At 66.7% G+C, this 17,041-nt stretch carries 16 protein-coding genes and 1 pseudogene; 12 read left to right on the forward strand and 5 right to left on the reverse strand.

The features are described from left to right. Positions 1-18: 18 nt before the first annotated feature. Positions 19-789: pseudogene (locus VUG52_RS27235) on the forward strand (MCP four helix bundle domain-containing protein); the annotation flags it as partial. Positions 790-903: 114 nt separating this feature from the next. Beyond that, entirely contained in the window at positions 904-1,644 is a 741-nt protein-coding gene (locus VUG52_RS27240; protein WP_441346515.1) for a methyl-accepting chemotaxis protein, read from the forward strand. 151 nt (positions 1,645-1,795) lie between these two features. On the opposite strand, the gene fabB is transcribed toward VUG52_RS27240, so the two are convergent. From fabB to VUG52_RS09085, 5 genes are all read right to left on the reverse strand, one after another. After that, positions 1,796-3,016, reverse strand: a complete 1,221-nt coding sequence (gene fabB, locus VUG52_RS09065; RefSeq protein WP_050706509.1) for a beta-ketoacyl-ACP synthase I — start codon at positions 3,014-3,016, stop codon at positions 1,796-1,798. A gap of 11 nt (positions 3,017-3,027) precedes the next feature. Continuing rightward, complete coding sequence (fabA, locus tag VUG52_RS09070; RefSeq protein WP_028690473.1) at positions 3,028-3,543, reverse strand: 3-hydroxyacyl-[acyl-carrier-protein] dehydratase FabA; 516 nt, start codon at positions 3,541-3,543, stop codon at positions 3,028-3,030. A 206-nt stretch (positions 3,544-3,749) separates the two neighbouring features. Next, positions 3,750-5,678, reverse strand: a complete 1,929-nt coding sequence (locus tag VUG52_RS09075; RefSeq protein ID WP_050706508.1) for a response regulator — start codon at positions 5,676-5,678, stop codon at positions 3,750-3,752. Continuing rightward, entirely contained in the window at positions 5,675-6,565 is an 891-nt protein-coding gene (locus VUG52_RS09080; RefSeq protein ID WP_331832751.1) for an ABC transporter substrate-binding protein, read from the reverse strand. The genes VUG52_RS09075 and VUG52_RS09080 overlap by 4 nt, the downstream gene beginning before the upstream one ends. Beyond that, positions 6,565-8,712, reverse strand: a complete 2,148-nt coding sequence (locus VUG52_RS09085; protein WP_331832753.1) for a TonB-dependent receptor plug domain-containing protein — start codon at positions 8,710-8,712, stop codon at positions 6,565-6,567. Before VUG52_RS09085 ends, VUG52_RS09080 begins: the two co-directional genes overlap by 1 nt. Positions 8,713-8,904: 192 nt before the next feature. Here VUG52_RS09085 and VUG52_RS09090 point away from each other — a divergent pair, with 192 nt between their 5' ends. The 10 genes from VUG52_RS09090 (at position 8,905) to kdpA (ending at position 17,033) form a co-directional block, all read left to right on the forward strand. Continuing rightward, complete coding sequence (locus VUG52_RS09090; RefSeq protein ID WP_186733895.1) at positions 8,905-9,930, forward strand: NAD(P)H-dependent glycerol-3-phosphate dehydrogenase; 1,026 nt, start codon at positions 8,905-8,907, stop codon at positions 9,928-9,930. An 11-nt stretch (positions 9,931-9,941) separates the two neighbouring features. After that, the gene (locus VUG52_RS09095; protein WP_050706505.1) at positions 9,942-10,289 is read left to right on the forward strand and encodes a DUF4389 domain-containing protein; all 348 of its coding nucleotides are present in this window, start codon (positions 9,942-9,944) and stop codon (positions 10,287-10,289) included. After that, a complete protein-coding gene (gene sixA, locus VUG52_RS09100; RefSeq protein WP_050706504.1) occupies positions 10,286-10,744 on the forward strand; it encodes a phosphohistidine phosphatase SixA in 459 nt (152 codons plus the stop codon). The genes VUG52_RS09095 and sixA overlap by 4 nt, the downstream gene beginning before the upstream one ends. A 209-nt stretch (positions 10,745-10,953) precedes the next feature. Then, complete coding sequence (locus tag VUG52_RS09105) at positions 10,954-11,310, forward strand: hypothetical protein (RefSeq protein ID WP_050706503.1); 357 nt, start codon at positions 10,954-10,956, stop codon at positions 11,308-11,310. An 89-nt stretch (positions 11,311-11,399) separates the two neighbouring features. After that, positions 11,400-12,188, forward strand: coding sequence for an alpha/beta fold hydrolase (locus VUG52_RS09110; RefSeq protein WP_331832756.1), 789 nt, complete (start codon positions 11,400-11,402; stop codon positions 12,186-12,188). Beyond that, entirely contained in the window at positions 12,185-13,039 is an 855-nt protein-coding gene (locus VUG52_RS09115) for an alpha/beta hydrolase (RefSeq protein ID WP_331832758.1), read from the forward strand. The genes VUG52_RS09110 and VUG52_RS09115 overlap by 4 nt, the downstream gene beginning before the upstream one ends. Positions 13,040-13,141: 102 nt before the next feature. After that, positions 13,142-13,936 (forward strand): DUF4892 domain-containing protein, encoded by a 795-nt coding sequence (locus VUG52_RS09120; protein ID WP_050706500.1) that lies wholly within the window; start codon positions 13,142-13,144, stop codon positions 13,934-13,936. Between the two features lie 12 nt (positions 13,937-13,948). Beyond that, positions 13,949-15,001, forward strand: coding sequence for an AI-2E family transporter (locus tag VUG52_RS09125; RefSeq protein WP_220689994.1), 1,053 nt, complete (start codon positions 13,949-13,951; stop codon positions 14,999-15,001). Positions 15,002-15,239: 238 nt separating this feature from the next. After that, the gene (kdpF, locus tag VUG52_RS09130) at positions 15,240-15,329 is read left to right on the forward strand and encodes a K(+)-transporting ATPase subunit F (RefSeq protein ID WP_011534724.1); all 90 of its coding nucleotides are present in this window, start codon (positions 15,240-15,242) and stop codon (positions 15,327-15,329) included. Positions 15,330-15,338: 9 nt separating this feature from the next. Further along, entirely contained in the window at positions 15,339-17,033 is a 1,695-nt protein-coding gene (gene kdpA, locus VUG52_RS09135) for a potassium-transporting ATPase subunit KdpA (protein WP_331832764.1), read from the forward strand. Positions 17,034-17,041 lie beyond the last annotated feature (8 nt).

A 17,041-nucleotide genomic window follows, 5' to 3' on the forward strand; every position in this document is an offset into this window, starting at 1 on the left:
TTGGGAGGGATCCTGGAAATGAGCCTGAGACGCTTGAATATCGCCCCGCGCGCGGGCCTGGGCTTCGGCATCATGGCGCTGCTGGTGGTGGCGCTGGGCGGCTTCGCGCTGCAGCAGATGACCAGCATGCGCCAGCAGTCCGAGCAGGTCGACAACAACTGGCTGCCGAGCGTGATCTCGGTGGGCCGCATGACCCAGGACATGCTGCGCATCCGCGCCTTGACCCTGCGCCTGCTGGTCAATACCGACCCGGCAGCCCAGCAGCAGAACCGTGCCCGCATCGAAGAGATCAAGGGCGGCCTGAGCAAGGCCCAGAATCATTACGATGGGTTGATCGTGCTGCCTGAGGAGCGGACCTTGTTCGACCGCTACCAGGTCCTCGAGCGCCAGTACATGACCTTGCAGGGGCAGGTGGTGCAGCAGGCCACCGATGGGCATGTCCAGGCGGCGGCGGCGCTGGTCAACGGCGAGATGAACCAGCTGGCCGACCAGATGACCGCCACGCTCAACGAGCTGATCGAGCTGAACAACCACCAGGCCAACTCCGCCACCGACCTGGCCGAGGCCGTGTACAACGGCGCGAAGGTCTGGGTCGGCGTGCTGCTGGTGATTGCCCTGAGCCTCACCGTGGTGCTCGCCCTGGCCCTGACCCGCAGCATCGTGCGGCCGCTCGGGCAGTCGCTGAAGGTGGCCGAGACGGTCGCCACGGGCGACCTCACACCGCAGATCACCGTGCAGGGCGACGATGAGCCGGCGCGCCTGCTGGCGGCGCTCAAGAGCATGCAGCAGAGCCTGCGCGAGACCATCGGGCGGATTTCCGATTCGGCCAGCCAGCTGGCCTCGGCGTCCGAAGAGCTGAGCGCGGTCACCGAGGACGCCACCCGCGGCCTGCAGCAGCAGAGCATGGAAATCGAGCAGGCCGCGACCGCGGTCAACCAGATGACGGCGGCGGTGGAGGAGGTGGCGAGCAATGCGGTGGCCACTTCGGAGGCTTCCCGCGAGTCCGACCAGATCGCCCGCCGTGGGCGTGAGCAGGTGCAAGCCACGGTCACCGCCATCGAGGCGCTGGCCAGTGGCGTGGCGGGTAACGCCGAGGAGGTGGGGCAGCTGGCCCAGCAGGTGCACGACATCAGCAAGGTGCTGGATGTGATCGGCTCGATCGCCGAGCAGACCAACCTGCTGGCGCTCAATGCCGCCATCGAAGCGGCGCGGGCTGGCGAGGCCGGGCGCGGGTTCGCCGTGGTTGCCGACGAGGTGCGGGCGCTGGCCCATCGCACGCAGACCTCGACCCAGGAGATCGAGCAGATGATCGTCGCTATTCGCAGTGGGGCCGAGCGGGCGGTGCAGGGCATGCAGCACAGCGACGCCCAGGCCCGTTCGACATTGGATGGCGCTCATGCCGCCGGCCAGGCACTGGAAGCGATCGCCGCGGCCATCGGCCAGATCAACGAGCGCAACCTGGTGATCGCCAGTGCCTCGGAGCAGCAGGCCCAGGTGGCGCGGGAGGTGGACCGCAACCTGACCACCATCCGCGATTTGGCGCATCAGTCCTCGGCCGGGGCCGAGGAAACGTCCGCCGCCAGTCAGGCGCTGTCGCGGCTGGCGGTGGACCTGAACACCCTGGTGCAGCGGTTTTCGGTATAAGGGCCATCGCGGGGCAAGCCCGCTCCCACGCATACGCATGACCCTGAGCGGATGGCGTGGGAGCGGGCTTGCCCCGCGATAAGGGCCTGCAGGGCACAAACAAAAACGCCCGAACCTAGGTCCGGGCGTTCTCGTTCAGCAGATCAAGCGATCACTTGCCAGTCCAGCGCTTGAGCACCAGGGTGGCGTTGGTGCCGCCGAAGCCGAAGCTGTTGCTCATGACCGTGTCGATCTTGGCGTTCTCTTCGGTCTTGCGCAGTACCGGCAGGTCGGCGACCTCTGGGTCCAGCTCGTCGATGTTGGCGGAGCCGGCGATGAAGTTGTTCTCCATCATCAGCAGGCAGTAGATCGCCTCGTGCACGCCGGCGGCGCCCAGCGAGTGGCCCGACAGGCTCTTGGTCGAGCTGATCTTCGGTGCCTTGTCGCCGAACACTTCACGCACGCCCTTCATCTCGGCGACGTCGCCGACCGGGGTGGAGGTGCCGTGGGTGTTCAGGTAGTCGATCGGGGTGTCGACGGTGGACAGCGCCTGCTGCATGCAGCGGATCGCGCCTTCGCCACTTGGGGCGACCATGTCGTAGCCGTCGGAAGTTGCGCCGTAGCCGACGATCTCGGCGTAGATCTTGGCGCCACGGGCCAGGGCGTGTTCCAGCTCCTCGACCACCACCATGCCGCCGCCGCCGGCGATGACGAAGCCATCACGGTCGGCGTCGTAGGCGCGCGAGGCCAGTTCCGGGGTTTCGTTGCGCTTGGTCGACAGGGCGCCCATGGCGTCGAACAGGAACGACTGGCTCCAGTGCTCTTCTTCACCGCCACCGGCGAAGACGATGTCCTGCTTGCCCCACTGGATCTGCTCCAGGGCGGTGCCGATGCAGTGCGCGGAGGTGGCGCAGGCCGACGAGATCGAGTAGTTGATGCCCTTGATCTTGAACGGAGTGGCCAGGCACGCCGACACGGTGCTGCCCATGGTGCGGGTGACACGGTACGGGCCGACGCGCTTGACGCCTTTTTCGCGCAGGGTGTCCAGGGCTTCCATCTGGTTCAGGGTGGAAGCGCCGCCGGAGCCGGCAACCAGGCCGGTGCGCGGGTTGGAAACCTGCTCTTCGGTCAGGCCCGAGTCCTTGATCGCGTCCTGCATTGCCAGGTAGGCATAGGCGGCGGCGTGGCCGACGAAGCGATAGACCTTGCGGTCGATCAGCTCTTCGAGGTTGAGGTCGATGGAACCGGAAACCTGGCTACGCAGCCCCATTTCCTTGTATTCCGGGTTGTAACGGATACCCGGACGGCTGTTGCGCAGGTTTTCGGTGACGGTAGCTTTGTCATTGCCCAGGCACGATACGATGCCCAGACCAGTGATCACGACGCGGCGCATGCGAATAACCCTTAGAAATTGTCAGTGGAGGTGAACACGCCGACCCGCAGGCCTTCGGCGGTGTAGATCTCGCGACCGTCGACGCTGACCGAGCCATCGGCGATGGCCATGTTCAGCTTGCCTTTCAGGACGCGCTTGATATGAATGTTGTAGGTGACTTTCTTCGCTTCCGGCAGGACCTGGCCGAAGAATTTGACTTCGCCCGAACCCAGGGCGCGGCCACGGCCCGGCAGACCCTGCCAGCCGAGGAAGAAACCGACCAGCTGCCACATGGCATCCAGGCCCAGGCAGCCCGGCATCACCGGATCGCCTTCGAAGTGGCAGGCGAAGAACCACAGGTCCGGATTGATATCCAGCTCGGCGACCAATTCACCTTTGCCGAACTTGCCGCCTTCCTCGCTGATATGGGTGATGCGATCGACCATCAGCATGTTCGGGGCGGGCAGTTGCGCATTACCGGGGCCGAACAGCTCACCGCGACTGCAGCGCAGCAGATCTTCCCGAGTAAAGGCGTGTTGTTTGGTCATGCGAGCTCCTCAATAACCCCCTGCGGCAGGGGATGAATCTTCCCGGCCGGCCCGAAGCGCGTGGCATTCGAGGCGGCAGCCTACAGGTAGACTATTGCGTTGTGGTGAAAGTCACAGCGCACCTGGCAAAAGAAGTACAGGTGTGCACTGAAATGTTATTTTCCGGCCCTGAGGCGGTCCTGTCCAGTCCTTAAGACTGCCGCAATTTAGCATTTATCGCCAGTCGCGGCTGTCCGACCCGGCAACCAGCGCTGCAGGATGCGTTGCAGATCAGTGCGTTTGAACGGCTTGCTCAGGTAATCGTTCATTCCGGCGGCCAGGCAGCGCTCGCGGTCGCCCTGCAATGCGCTGGCGGTCAGGGCGATGATCGGCAGGCCCTCGGTGCGCGGCAACTGGCGGATGCGACGGGTGGCCTCGTAGCCGTCGACATTCGGCAGGCGGCAGTCCATCAGTACGGCGGCAAAGCGTTGCTGGCCGACCAGGTCGACCGCCTGGGCGCCGTCCATGGCCAGGCTCACCTCGAAACCGAGGCTGCGCAGCATCGCCTCGATGACGCTCTGGTTGACCGGATTGTCCTCCACCAGCAGGACCCGCCCGCCGCCTGCGTCCGTCGTGCTGTCCCGGGGCGCGGCGCCGGGCAGGGCGGCGGGAGCGCTGGCCAGGGCCAGCGGCATCTCCAGGGTGAAGGTCGAGCCCAACCCCTCGCGGCTCTCGCCGCGCAACTGGCCGCCCATGCGCTCGGCCAGGGTGCGGGCGATCGACAGGCCCAGGCCGGTGCCGCCGTAGCGCCGGGAAATGGTGTTGTCGGCCTGCTGGAAGGCCACGAACATCATTTCCAGGCGGTTGCTGTCGATGCCGATGCCGGTGTCGCGCACGGTGCAGGTCAGCCAGATCAGCTGGCGGTCGAGCACCTGCCAGCGGGCCTCGATGGCCACCTCGCCACGCTCGGTGAATTTCAGCGCATTGCCCACCAGGTTCAGCAGGATCTGGCGGATGCGCGTCGGATCGCCCATCACCTGCAGCTGGTTCATGCCCGGCGGCAACTGCAGGCGCAGGTCCAGGTTGCGCTGCTGGGCGCTGTGCTGGAACGACAGCACGCTGCTGGTGATCAGCTCGCCGAGGTTGAAGTCGATATGTTCCAGCTCCAGGGTGGTGCGCTCGATCCGCGAGAAATCGAGGATGTCGTTGATCACCTTGAGCAGGTGGCCGGTGGATTCGCTGGCCACTGCGGTGTAGTCGGCCTGTTCGCTGGTCAGCTCGGTGGTCTCGAGCAGTTGCAGCATGCCCAGCACGCCGTTCATGGGCGTGCGCAGCTCGTGGCTCATCATCGCCAGGAAGTCCGACTTGGCGCGGTTGGCCTGCTCGGCTTCTTCACGGGCCTGGATCAGCTGGCCCATGGCCTGTTGCTGTTCATGAGCCGCCTGGTCGAGGGCGCTGGCCAGGTTGTTGATGTGCCGGGCCAGGTGGCCCAGCTCGCTGTCGTCGACCACCGGCAGCGGCGCGTTGAAGTCGCCCTGTTGGATCGCCCGGACCGCGTGGCCCATGTCGCTGATCGGCTTGGACAGGCTGGTGGCCAGGCGCCGCGCCAGCAGGAAGGTGAACAGCAGGGCGAACAGGGCGAGGATCGCGGCCTTGATCACGATCTCCTGCTGGCGTTGGCTGAAGGCGTCGTCGGACATGCCGACGATCACCCGGCCGAGGTAATCGTCGCCGATGTTCGGCGCCGGCGCCTTGCCCTGCAGGAAGTCATTGTCCAGGCGGATCTGCTGCAGGCGGATCGGCGCCTGGAACACCTCGACGCGTTGGGCGCGGCTGTGGCTTTCGTCGGGTTGCTCGACATACACCAGGATATGGTTGCGGCTGTCCTGCACCTCGAGAAAGCGCACGTGGGGAATGCTCAGGGTGGCGCGCATCAGGCTCTCGAGCACCTCGTTGTTGCCCGAGATCACCCCGTACTCCGAGGCCGGTGCCAGCTGGTTGGCGATCAGTTGCCCGGTGTGGTTGAGTTCCTGGCGCAGGTCCTGGATCCGCACGAAGGTGAAGAAGCTGATCAGCAGCAGGGTCAGCAACAGGGCGGGGCCCAGGCTGATGATCTGGGTGCGGGTGTGGATGTCCCAGCTCAGGCGCTTGCTCATGGGGTGGAGGTTCCTTCGGCAAGGGCCAGGGCGGCGGCGACCGGGTCGATCGCCTCCAGGCCCAGGGCGCGGGCCACCTGCTGGTTGCCGCTGACACCGAAGTGCGCGGGGTAGAGGCTGCGCGGCCAGCGGGCCGGCGGCAGGTCGAGCAGCTGTCCGAGCACCGCCAGCCAGTCGTCCTGGTCGCTGTAGGTGCTGGCCAGGGCGCCGGCGCGGACAAAGCCGACGTTAGGCCCGATCAGCGCCATCTGCCGGCCATAGCTGCTGAGCAGCACGTTCTTGGCCGACTTGGAGTTGTACAGGTCGGGATCGTCCAGACCGAGCAGTACGTCGCTGTTGCCGAGCAGCTCTTGCAGGGGACGGCTGTCGCGCAGGTCGGGCCAGTCCTGGGCGACGATCTCCAGGCCCAGTGCACTGGCGGCCTGGCGCAGCTCTTCGAGCAGGAAACGGCTGTGTTCGCCGTAGAGCACGCCGATGCGTCGCGCCTGCGGCAACAGGTAGCGGGCCAGGCGCAGCTGCCGGGCCAGGGGCGGATCGCTCCACAGCAGGGTCAGGTAGGCAGGGCGCAAGGTGCCCAGGCGCTGTTCGATCTGGACCCGGCTGACCCGCAATGCCAGCGCCGCCGGCCCTGCGGATTCAGCCAGGCGCCACTCCAGGGCCGGGGTGTCGAGGAGGATCAGGCGGGTGTCGGCCTTGAGCTTGGCCGGGCTTGGCAGCTGCTCGACGGTCTGGAACCGCACCTGGTCGTTGGGACGACGTTTTTCCAGGGCCGTGACGAAGCTGCGGATGCCGGGCTGGTCCTCGGCGCCGACCAGCAGGATTTCGCTGGCGGACAGCGATCCCAGGGGCCAGAGGCACAGCAGCAACAGGCGCAGCAGACGGACCATCAGAATTCCAGCTCCGCGCTGACGCTCAGGCGGTGGCGGCTGTCGTAACGGTTCTGTTCCAGGGTGACCGGCTCGTCATCCAGGCGCTGCTGCCATAGCGCAGCCAGCTCCAGGTTGCTGCCCTGCACCTTGAAACGCTTGGCCAGGCGCAGGTCGACCCGTTCGTAACGGTAACCATTGAGGGCGTCGTCACCGTAGTAGAAGAGGGCGCTGGACCAGCCTTCGCCCCAGTCGCGCAGCCAGCCGGCCGAACCGCTGTTGCGGGCGCTCAGGCGCCGGTCGTTGGGGTTGCTGGCCCAGGCGTCGACGTAGGCGTAGGTCAGGCGCAGGCGGTCGCGCTGGGTGGCGCGCCAGTCGAACTGCGCCTCGCTGCCGCTGAAGCGCGCCTTGTTGGCGTTGCTGGCGATGTACTGGTTGTTCTTCAACGGCTCGCTGATCATTCCGGTGATCTCGTCGTAGAACAGTTTCACGTCCATGCTCAGGTCGAGGTCGGTGAAATAGCCGTTGTAGCCGAGCTCGCGCGAACGCATGCGTTCCTGGTCGAGGTTGCCCGGGCCGCGGGTCTTGACGAAATATTCGCCGTTCTGCAGGCCGTAGCGGTTGGGCGTGAGGTTCTTGACCGTGTAGCTCCAGTTGACGTTGTTCTCGAACATGTCCGGCGAGCGGATCGCCTCGGAATATACGGCACGCAGGCCGTGGCGCGGGGTGATCAGGTAGTTCACCGCCACCCGTGGCGTGAGCGAGTTGCCCGACAGCTGCGAGTGCTCGTGCATCGCCCCGCCCTGGACGATCCAGTGTTCGTCTATGCGCCATTCGAGCTGGCCGAACAGGCGCCAGGTCTGGTCGTCGATGCTGCCGTTGAAGTAGGTCTGCGAGTCGGCCTTGTCATAGCGGTAGTTCATGCCGGTGACCAGGCGCAGGCTGTCGGTCAGGCTCAGGGTGTCCTGGATCTCCAGGTCGTAGCGGGTCTCGCGGGTGCTCTGGTCGACGTCGCCGCAGATCGTGTTGCGGCCACCGTTGGCCCATTGGTTCTGCACCTGGCCCATCAGCGAGTTGAGTTCGGGGTTGGTGCTGCTGGGCAGGTTGCCGGTGAACAGGTTACGCGCGACCTTCTCGGCGAAGTTCGAGTCGAGCTGCCACAGACGGGTCAGTTCCGGGCTGAAGGCGATCGCCGCATCGCAGGCGCGCCACACCTGCTGACGGTCGAAGTGCTGGGCCGAACCCTGCACATACAGGCTGTGCTCGGGGTTGAGGTCGAGGTTCCAGCGCACTGAACCTGCGTAATCCTTGGCGTTGACATCGGCGTTGTCGCCGGCGCGGTAGTTGCCGAACACTGGCTGGTAGGTATAGGGGCGCTGATTGCTGCCTTCCTTGGCCGCCAGTTGCCATTCCAGGGTCTGGTTCGGCGCCAGGGTGTGGCTGGCGTTGAGGTTGACGCGGTTGAGCCGGCGGCTGTCGCGGTAGTCGCGGCCGAACTGGTCGTGGTCGAAGCCATCGTCCTGCTGGCCGGACAGCGACAGGCGCAGGTCGCCACCGTCCCAGCCAAAGCCCTGGCTCGCGTAGTAGTCGTTGATGCCATCCTGGCCGCGGGTCAGCTTGACCCGCGTGCCATGGCTGTCGGCCGGGTTGCGGGTGAGGATGTTGACCACCGCCATCAGCGCGTTGGCGCCGTAGCTGACGGTGTTGGGGCCGCGGAACACCTCGATGCGCTCGATGTCCTCGATCGCCACCGGGATATCGCTCCAGTCCACCGTGGCCAGGCCCGCGCGGTACACCGAGCGGCCGTCGATCAGCACCTGCATGCGCCGGGCGTCGCTGACATTGCTGCCGTGGTAGTTGACCGTCGGCTGGTTGCCGGCGCCGTAGCCGATCATCATCCCCGGCACCAGGCGCAGCAGTTCGGGGATGTCGCGGGCGCCGCTGGCCCGGATCAGCTCGTTGTCGAGCACGGTCATGCTGCCCGGGACCGCCGCCGGGGATTGTTTCAGGCGCGTGGCGGTCAGAACCTGCGGCAGGTCCTGGTTGTCGATGAACAGGTCGTCGGCCACGGCCGGGCCGCCCAGCAAGGCAGTCAACAAAATCAGGCGTGGATAGGGAGGCGTGCCAGGGAACACGAAACGGCCTTGTTTCAGAAATGAATCAGGCATGTTAACCGACCGTACGGCTTTTGCCAGTGATTGGCGGATGGCCTATTGCCGCATCGCACCCCCTGAACTTTCTCTATTGTGTTCGGGTGCGTGGGAGCGGGCTTGCCCCGCGATGCATACGCACTGGTTCTGTCGCATCGGCACCGTATAATGCCCGGGTCGCCACTTACTTTATTGGTTAACGGATTGGATATGACTGAACAGCAACCTGTTGCGGTTCTTGGAGGCGGCAGCTTCGGCACCGCCGTGGCGAACCTCCTGGCCGAGAACGGCCATCCGGTGCGGCAATGGATGCGCGACCCGGCGCAGGCCGAGGCGATGCGCGTCGATCGCGAGAACCCGCGCTACCTCAAGGGCATCCGCCTGCACGACGGCGTCGAGCCGGTCAACGATCTGCTCGCCACCCTGCAGGGCAGCGCGCTGATCTTCGTCGCCTTGCCCTCCAGCGCCTTGCGCAGCGTGCTGGCGCCCCATGCCGAGCTGCTGCGCGGCAAGGGCCTGGTCAGCCTGACCAAGGGCATCGAGGCGCACACCTTCAAGCTGATGAGCCAGATCCTCGAAGAGATCGCCCCCCAGGCGCGCATCGGCGTGCTGTCGGGGCCCAACCTGGCCCGCGAGATCGCCGAGCATGCGCTGACCGCCACCGTGGTCGCCAGCGAGGACGAGGCGCTGTGCCAGCAGGTACAGGCCGTGCTGCATGGCCGTACCTTCCGCGTCTACGCCAGTGCCGACCGCTTCGGCGTCGAACTGGGCGGCGCGCTGAAGAACGTCTACGCCATCATCGCCGGCATGGCCGTGGCCCTGGGGATGGGCGAGAACACCAAGAGCATGCTGATCACCCGCGCCCTGGCCGAGATGACTCGCTTCGCCGTTAGCCAGGGCGCCAACCCCATGACCTTCCTGGGCCTGGCCGGGGTGGGTGACCTGATCGTCACCTGCTCCTCGCCCAAGAGCCGCAACTACCAGGTCGGCCATGCCCTGGGCCAGGGCTTGAGCCTGGAACAGGCGGTCAGCCGCCTGGGCGAGGTGGCCGAGGGCGTCAACACGCTCAAGGTGCTCAAGGCCAAGGCCCAGGAAGTGGGCGTGTACATGCCGCTGGTGGCGGGCCTGCACGCGATCCTGTTCGAAGGGCGCACGCTCAACCAGGTGATCGAGCACCTGATGCGTGCCGAACCCAAGACCGATGTCGATTTCATTTCCACCAGCGGTTTCAACTGAAGGAACGACCCATGAACGATACTCCCGAGCGCGCCCAGCGCGAGTCGATCATCCTGCGGGTGCTGTGGATGCTGGTGTTCCTGGTGGCCTGGCAACTGGCCGAGCTGCTGCTCGGCGGCCTGGTGCTGGTGCAGCTGATCTACCGGCTGATCTACGGCGCGCCCAGCGCCAGCCTGATGAACTTCGGCGACAGCCTCAGCCAGTACCTGGCGCAGATCGGCCGCTTCGGCACCTTCCACTCCGACCAGAAGCCCTGGCCGTTCGCCGACTGGCCGACGCCGCGCGCCCCGGAAGGCGAGGTGCCGCACGCCGTCGCCCCGGCAGCGCATCCGGTGCGTGACGAGGAGCCCAAGCTGTGAAGCTCTGGGTGCTGCGCCACGGCGAGGCGGAACCCCGGGCCAACAGCGATGCCGAGCGACGCCTGACCGGCCACGGTCGCGAGCAGGTGCTGCGCAGCGCCGCGCACCTGCTCGGCCAGCCGTTGCAGGCGATCATCGCCAGCCCCTATGTGCGCGCCCAGCAGACCGCCGCCCTGGTGCACGGCGCGCTGGGCTTTGCCGAGCCGGTGCGCACAGTGCCCTGGCTGACGCCGGACAGCGACGCGCAGCAGGTAATCGGTGAAGTCGAGCGCCTGGGGCTGGAGCATGTGCTGCTGGTCAGCCACCAGCCACTGGTGGGAAGCCTGGTCGGCCTGCTCGAACATGGCCACGGCCAGCAGCCGGCACCACTGAGCACGGCGAGCCTGGCGGAGCTGGAAGGGGATTGGCCACTGGCGGGGCTGATGACCCTGCATAGCCTGCGTCATCCCGGCTGAGCCCTCAGCCCTTTCCGGCCGGTCCGACGCCTCGGCAAGGCCGCTCCTACAAGCGACCGCGCGCTCCTGTAGGAGCGGCCTTGTGCCGCGAAAGGGCTGCAAAGCAGCCCCGGCAACTGGCATTTCTGTCAGTTGCCAGCCGGACGTTGGGCCAAGTAGCGTTGCGCGGTGAATGATTCATGGGCCCGTACTGGCACAGGGAGTGAAGAGTGAACCGTTATCGCATGGCGCTGGTGCGCTCGGTTGACCCGCAATGGCTGCTCGACAAGCTGACGGAGGATCACCGGCTGGATTTCGCCGAGTACCGCCTGATGCAGGACATCGCCGATGCCAAGCTCGACCAGTTGATTCGCCGTTTCGAAGGCCAGCATGAATTCGAGCAACTGCGCCAGGCCAGCATTCGCATGGCCCACCTGCTGCAGACCAGCTGCCTGGCCCTGCGCCGGCTGGCTGACAATGAGGGCGACTGCAGCCTGGGCCGTCAGGCCCTGGAGTGGCAACTGGGCTACATGCAGGCCTGCCTGCACCGTTCGCTGGCCAGCCTCGAGCGCTGCTCGATGACCTGATCGCCACTGGCGATGACCTATCCGAACGTTGCCGCCGGGGGCCGGCTTGCCGACAATGGGCCATCCATCCCCGTGCAGAGCAGGCGGCCATGTCGCAGCAGATCTTCTTCGCCCACGCCAACGGCTTCCCTTCGGCCACCTACGGCAAGCTGTTCGCCGCCCTGGGGCCGGACTACGAGGTCCGCCACCTGGCGCAGCACGCCCATGACCCGCGTTTTCCGGTCAACGACAACTGGCAGAACCTGGTGGACGAACTGCTGCATCACCTCGAACAGCAGGACGCGCCGGTGTGGGGTGTCGGTCATTCGCTGGGTGGCGTGCTGCACCTGCATGCGGCGTTGCGCCGACCGGCGTTCTACCGCGGGGTGGTGATGCTCGACTCGCCGGTGTTGACCCGCGCGGACGAGTGGCTGATCCAGGCCGCCAAGCGCTTGGGCTTCATCGACCGCATCACCCCGGCCGGGCGCACCCTGGGCCGGCGCGAGGCATTTCCCGACCGCGACAGCGCGCGCAACTATTTTGCCGGCAAGACCCTGTTCCGCCACTTCGACCCGGACTGCCTCGAAGCCTACCTGGAACATGGCCTGGAACAGGGGGAGGACGGCCTGCGCCTGCGCTTCGACCCGGCCACCGAGATCAGCATCTACCGCAGCATTCCCCATGTCAGTCCGGCGCGGCCGCGCCAGTTGCAGGTGCCGCTGGCGATGGTGCGCGGCGCCCAGAGCCGGGTGATCCGCAAGCATCACGCCCTGGCCGTGCGCGCCATGGCCAAGGGCGAGTACCACAGCCTGCCGGGTGGGCATATGTTCCCGCTGGAGCGGCCTACCGACACCGCCGGCCTGATCAAGGGCCTGTTCGACCGCTGGAGCCAGGCATGAGCGCCCAGGTCGAGGAGATCCGCCTGACGCTCGGCCATATCGAGCTGGCCGCGCACCTGTTCGGCCCGGCCGACGGCCTGCCGGTGATCGCCCTGCATGGCTGGCTGGACAACGCCAACAGCTTCGCCCGCCTGGCGCCGCAGTTGAAGGGGTTGCGCATTGTCGCCCTGGACCTGGCCGGGCACGGCTACTCCGGGCATCGCCCGGTCGGTGCCGGCTACGCCCTGGCCGACTACGCCCATGACGTGCTGCGGGTTGCCGAGCAACTGGGCTGGGAGCGCTTCGGCCTGCTCGGGCATTCGCTGGGGGCGATCATCTCGGTGCAGCTGGCCGGGGCTTTGCCCGAGCGGGTCAGTCACCTGGCGCTGATCGACGGGGTGATCCCGCCAACGCTCAGCGAACAGGACGCCGCCGAGCGCTTGGGGCTGGCGCTGCAGGCGCAACTGCGCCTGGAAGGCAAGCGCAAGTCGGTATACGCGACCCTGGAGGAGGGCGTCGAGGCGCGCATGAAAGGCATGGTCGCGGTCAGCCGTGAAGCCGCCGAACTGCTGGCCCAGCGCGGCCTGATGCCGGTGCCCGGCGGCTACAGCTGGCGCAGCGACAGCCGCCTCACCTTGCCCTCGCCGACCCGCCTGAACCAGGACCAGGCCATGGCCTTCGTCAAACGCATCGCCTGCCCGGCCTGCCTGGTGGTGGCCGCCGACGGCATGCTGGCGCGCCACACGCAACTGCTGGAGCAGCTACCCTTCGAGCAGGTGACCTTGCCGGGCGGCCACCACCTGCACCTGAACGACGCCGAGGGCGCGGCCCTTGTCGCAGACTGTTTCAATCGCTTTTTTGGCATTCCTTGACTTGCACCGGACAAGTGTCGAGGCTTGGCGGGTTGAAAGGGAGACAACCATGTACATGCCAGACATCCACGCGTCTTGCCCCGCCACCTGCGAGGGTGGTCGATGAGCGCACCTGTTTTCGTTCGCGGCGCCATCGCCGCTTGCCTTGCCATCGCCAGCTCCCTGTTGTGGGCCGGCAGCCTGCCGGTACCGCCTGACGCCAAGGTGGTCGACCAGCGCCCGGCGGTGGAGCAGGAGCGGGTCTACCCCATGGGCCCGCTGCGCAAGATCAGCGGCCGCCTGCGGGTCGACGACAAGGTCGAGAGCCGTGGCCAGGTCAGTTCCGTGACCTACGAACTGCCGGTCGAGCGCAGCGCCCGCGAAGCCTTCACCAGCGCCCGCGAGGCCCTGCAGCAGGAGGGCGGCTATCCGTTGTTCTGGTGCCAGGGCCGCGATTGCGGCGAGGCCAGCCTGTGGGCCAACGACGTGTTCGCCAATGCCCGGCTCAATGGCGGTGACGAGCAGCAGGCGTTCATCCTGCTGCGCCGTTCCGCCGAGGAAGCCGACACCCTGGTGGCGCTGTACAGCGTGACCCGCGGCAACCGCCGTGCCTATCTGCATGTCGAGGAGTTCGTCTCTGGCAGCCCGCTGGGCGAGCTGTTGCCTACCGCCGCCACGGTGCTGCGCGAACTGCGCGATACCGGCAAGCTCGACTACCCTGATCTGGCCGAGCCCCAGACTACCTGGGCAACGCTGTTGGCCCGCAGCCTGAACCTCGACAGCACCCTGCGCGCCAGCCTCAGCGGCAAGGGCGCCGAGGCCTGGCGCGAGCAACTGGTCAAGGCCGGCGTGCGCAGCGCCCGGCTGGAGGTCGGCGACGCCCCGACCGAAGGCCTGCACCTGGAACTGATCCGTTGAGTGAGCGCCACCATGGCCAACAATGACCGCCTGTTGATCCAGATCCTGCTGCTGACCCTGCTGGGTGCCGCGCTGTGGGTGATGGCACCGTTCATCTCGGCGCTGCTGTGGGGCGCCATCCTGGCCTTCGCCAGCTGGCCGCTGATGCGCCTGCTGACTCGCGTGCTCGGCGGGCGCGAAACCCTCGCCGCGAGCCTGCTGACCACGGTCTGGATCCTGCTGGTGGCGCTGCCGCTGGTATGGCTGGGTTTCAACCTGGCCGACCATGTACGCGATGCCACCGCGTTCATTCGCGACGTGCAGGTCGATGGCCTGCCGGACGCGCCCGCCTGGGTGGCGGGCATTCCGTTCGTCGGTGAGCGCCTGGTGAGCTGGTGGGAGTCTTTCGACCAGCAGGGCGCGGCCTTGCTGACCTCGGCCAAGCCGTACCTGGGCCAGGTCGGCAACTGGCTGCTGGCACGCAGTGCGCAGATTGGCGGCGGGGTGCTGGAGCTGACCCTGAGCCTGGTGTTCGTGTTCTTCTTCTACCGCGACGGGCCGCGCCTGGCGGCCTTCGTCCATCGTCTGCTGCAACGGCTGGTGGGCGAGCGCGCCGAGTACTACGTCGACCTGGTGGCCGGTACCGTGCAGCGGGTGGTCAACGGCGTGATCGGTACCGCCGCGGCCCAGGCCCTGCTGGCGCTGATCGGTTTCCTGATCGCCGGCGTGCCGGGGGCCATCGTGCTCGGCCTGGTAACCTTCATGCTCAGCCTGATCCCCATGGGCCCGCCGCTGGCCTGGATACCGGCCACCGCCTGGCTGGTGTCGAAGGGCGACTATGGCATGGCGGTGTTCCTGGGGATCTGGGGTACCTTCGTCATCAGTGGCGTGGACAACGTGCTCAAGCCGTACCTGATCAGCCGGGGCGGCAACCTGCCGCTGGTGATCGTGCTGCTGGGGGTGTTCGGTGGCTTGATCGCGTTCGGTTTCATCGGCCTGTTCATCGGGCCGACCCTGCTGGCGGTGGGGTACAGCCTGCTGCTGGACTGGAGCCGCAATACCGCGCAGCACACGCCACAACGCTGACCTTTCAGGCCTCTTCGCGGGTAAACCCGCTCCCACAGGTACAGCACAGCCCTTGAGCTTGGCGCAGCACCTGTGGGAGCGGGTTTACCCGCGAATGGGCCCGTGCAGCGATTCGGTGTATCTGATCTTTACGCATTCTTTATGCCCCGCCCCCACCCCCGATCTCGCCCCTTTACGCCCCTCCCTCGGACAATTTCTCCAAAGCGGCCCTCACGCCGCAATCAGGGGAGATTCACTCATGTACATGCTCGACGGGCTGTCACTGCTTCTTGCAGTGGCGTTGGCGGTTTACCTGCTGGTGGCGCTGCTGCGCGCCGATCGCGGCTAAGGGGCGACCATGCACAGTTACGATTACCTGCTGCTGCTGGCGTTCTTCGCCATCGTGCTGCTGCCGGCGCCCTGGCTCGGGTGTTTCTACTACAAGGTGATGGAAGGCCAGCGCACCTGGCTGACGCCGATCCTCGGCCCGGTGGAGCAGGGCTGCTACCGCGTGGCCGGCGTGCGCGCCGACCAGGAGCAGAGCTGGAAGCAGTACACCCTGGCCCTGCTGGCCTTCAACCTGGTCGGCTTTCTGATGGTGTTCGGCGTCCTGCAACTGCAGGGCAGCCTGCCGCTCAACCCGCAGCACCTGCCGGGCCAGGAATGGTCGCTGGCGTTCAACACCGCTGTCAGCTTCATGACCAACACCAACTGGCAGGCCTACAGCGGTGAAGCCTCGGTCAGCTACCTGAGCCAGATGATCGGCCTGACCGTGCAGAACTTCGTCAGCGCTGCCACCGGCCTTGCCGTGCTGGTCGCCCTGTGCCGGGGTATCGCCCGTCGCTCGGCCAGCACCCTGGGCAACTTCTGGGTCGACCTGACCCGCGCCACCCTCTACGGCCTGCTGCCGCTGTGCCTGCTGCTGGCGCTGCTGCTGGTGTGGCAGGGCGTGCCACAGACCTTCGCCGACTACGTCCACGCCGTGACCCTGCAAGGCACCGACCAGACCATTCCGCTGGGCCCGGCCGCCAGCCAGATCGCCATCAAGCAGCTGGGCACCAACGGCGGCGGCTTCTTCGGCGTCAACTCGGCGCACCCGTTCGAGAACCCCACGGCCTGGAGCAACCTGTTCGAGGTGGCTTCGATCATCCTGATCCCGGTGGCCCTGGTGTTCACCTTCGGCCATTACGTCAAGGACCTGCGCCAGAGCCGCGCGATCATCGCCTGCATGCTGGCGCTGTTCCTGATCGGCGGCAGTACCGCGCTGTGGTCGGAGCATCAGCCCAACCCGGCCCTGGAAAATGCCCAGGTGCAACAGAGCGCGCCGCTGGAAGGTAAGGAGAGCCGCTTCGGCACCACCGGCTCGGTATTGTGGACGGTGACCACCACCTCCGCCTCCAACGGCTCGGTCAACGCCATGCACGACAGCCTCAACCCGATTACCGGCATGGTGGCGATGGTCAACATGATGCTTGGCGAAGTGATCTTCGGCGGCGTTGGCGCCGGCCTCTACGGCATGCTGCTGTTCGTGTTGATCGCGGTATTCCTGGCCGGCCTGATGATCGGCCGCACCCCGGAATACCTGGGCAAGAAGCTGCAGGCCCGTGAAGTGCAACTGCTGGTGGCGAGCCTGCTGGTGATGCCGGTGGGCGTGCTGATCCTCGGCGCCATCGCCGCCAGCCTGCCCGGGCCGGCCGGCGCGGTGACCAACCCCGGCGCCCACGGTTTCAGCCAACTGCTGTACGCCTACACCTCCGGCACCGCCAACAACGGCTCGGCCTTCGCCGGTTTCGGCGCCAACACGGTGTTCCACAACGTGATGATCGGCCTGGCCATGCTGATCGGCCGCTTCGGCTACATCCTGCCGGTGCTGGCCCTGGCCGGCAGCCTGGCGGCGAAGAAGAGCGCGCCGCAAGGCATCAACAGCTTCCCCACCCACGGCCCGCTGTTCACCACGCTGCTGCTGGTGACCATCCTGCTGGTCGGTGGCCTGACCTTCCTGCCGACCCTGGCCCTGGGGCCGATCGCCGAACACCTGAGCCTGGGTTTCTGAGGAATACA

It is taken from the genome of Pseudomonas sp. LH21 (assembly GCF_036549575.1).
GTDB lineage: Bacteria > Pseudomonadota > Gammaproteobacteria > Pseudomonadales > Pseudomonadaceae > Aquipseudomonas > Aquipseudomonas peradeniyensis.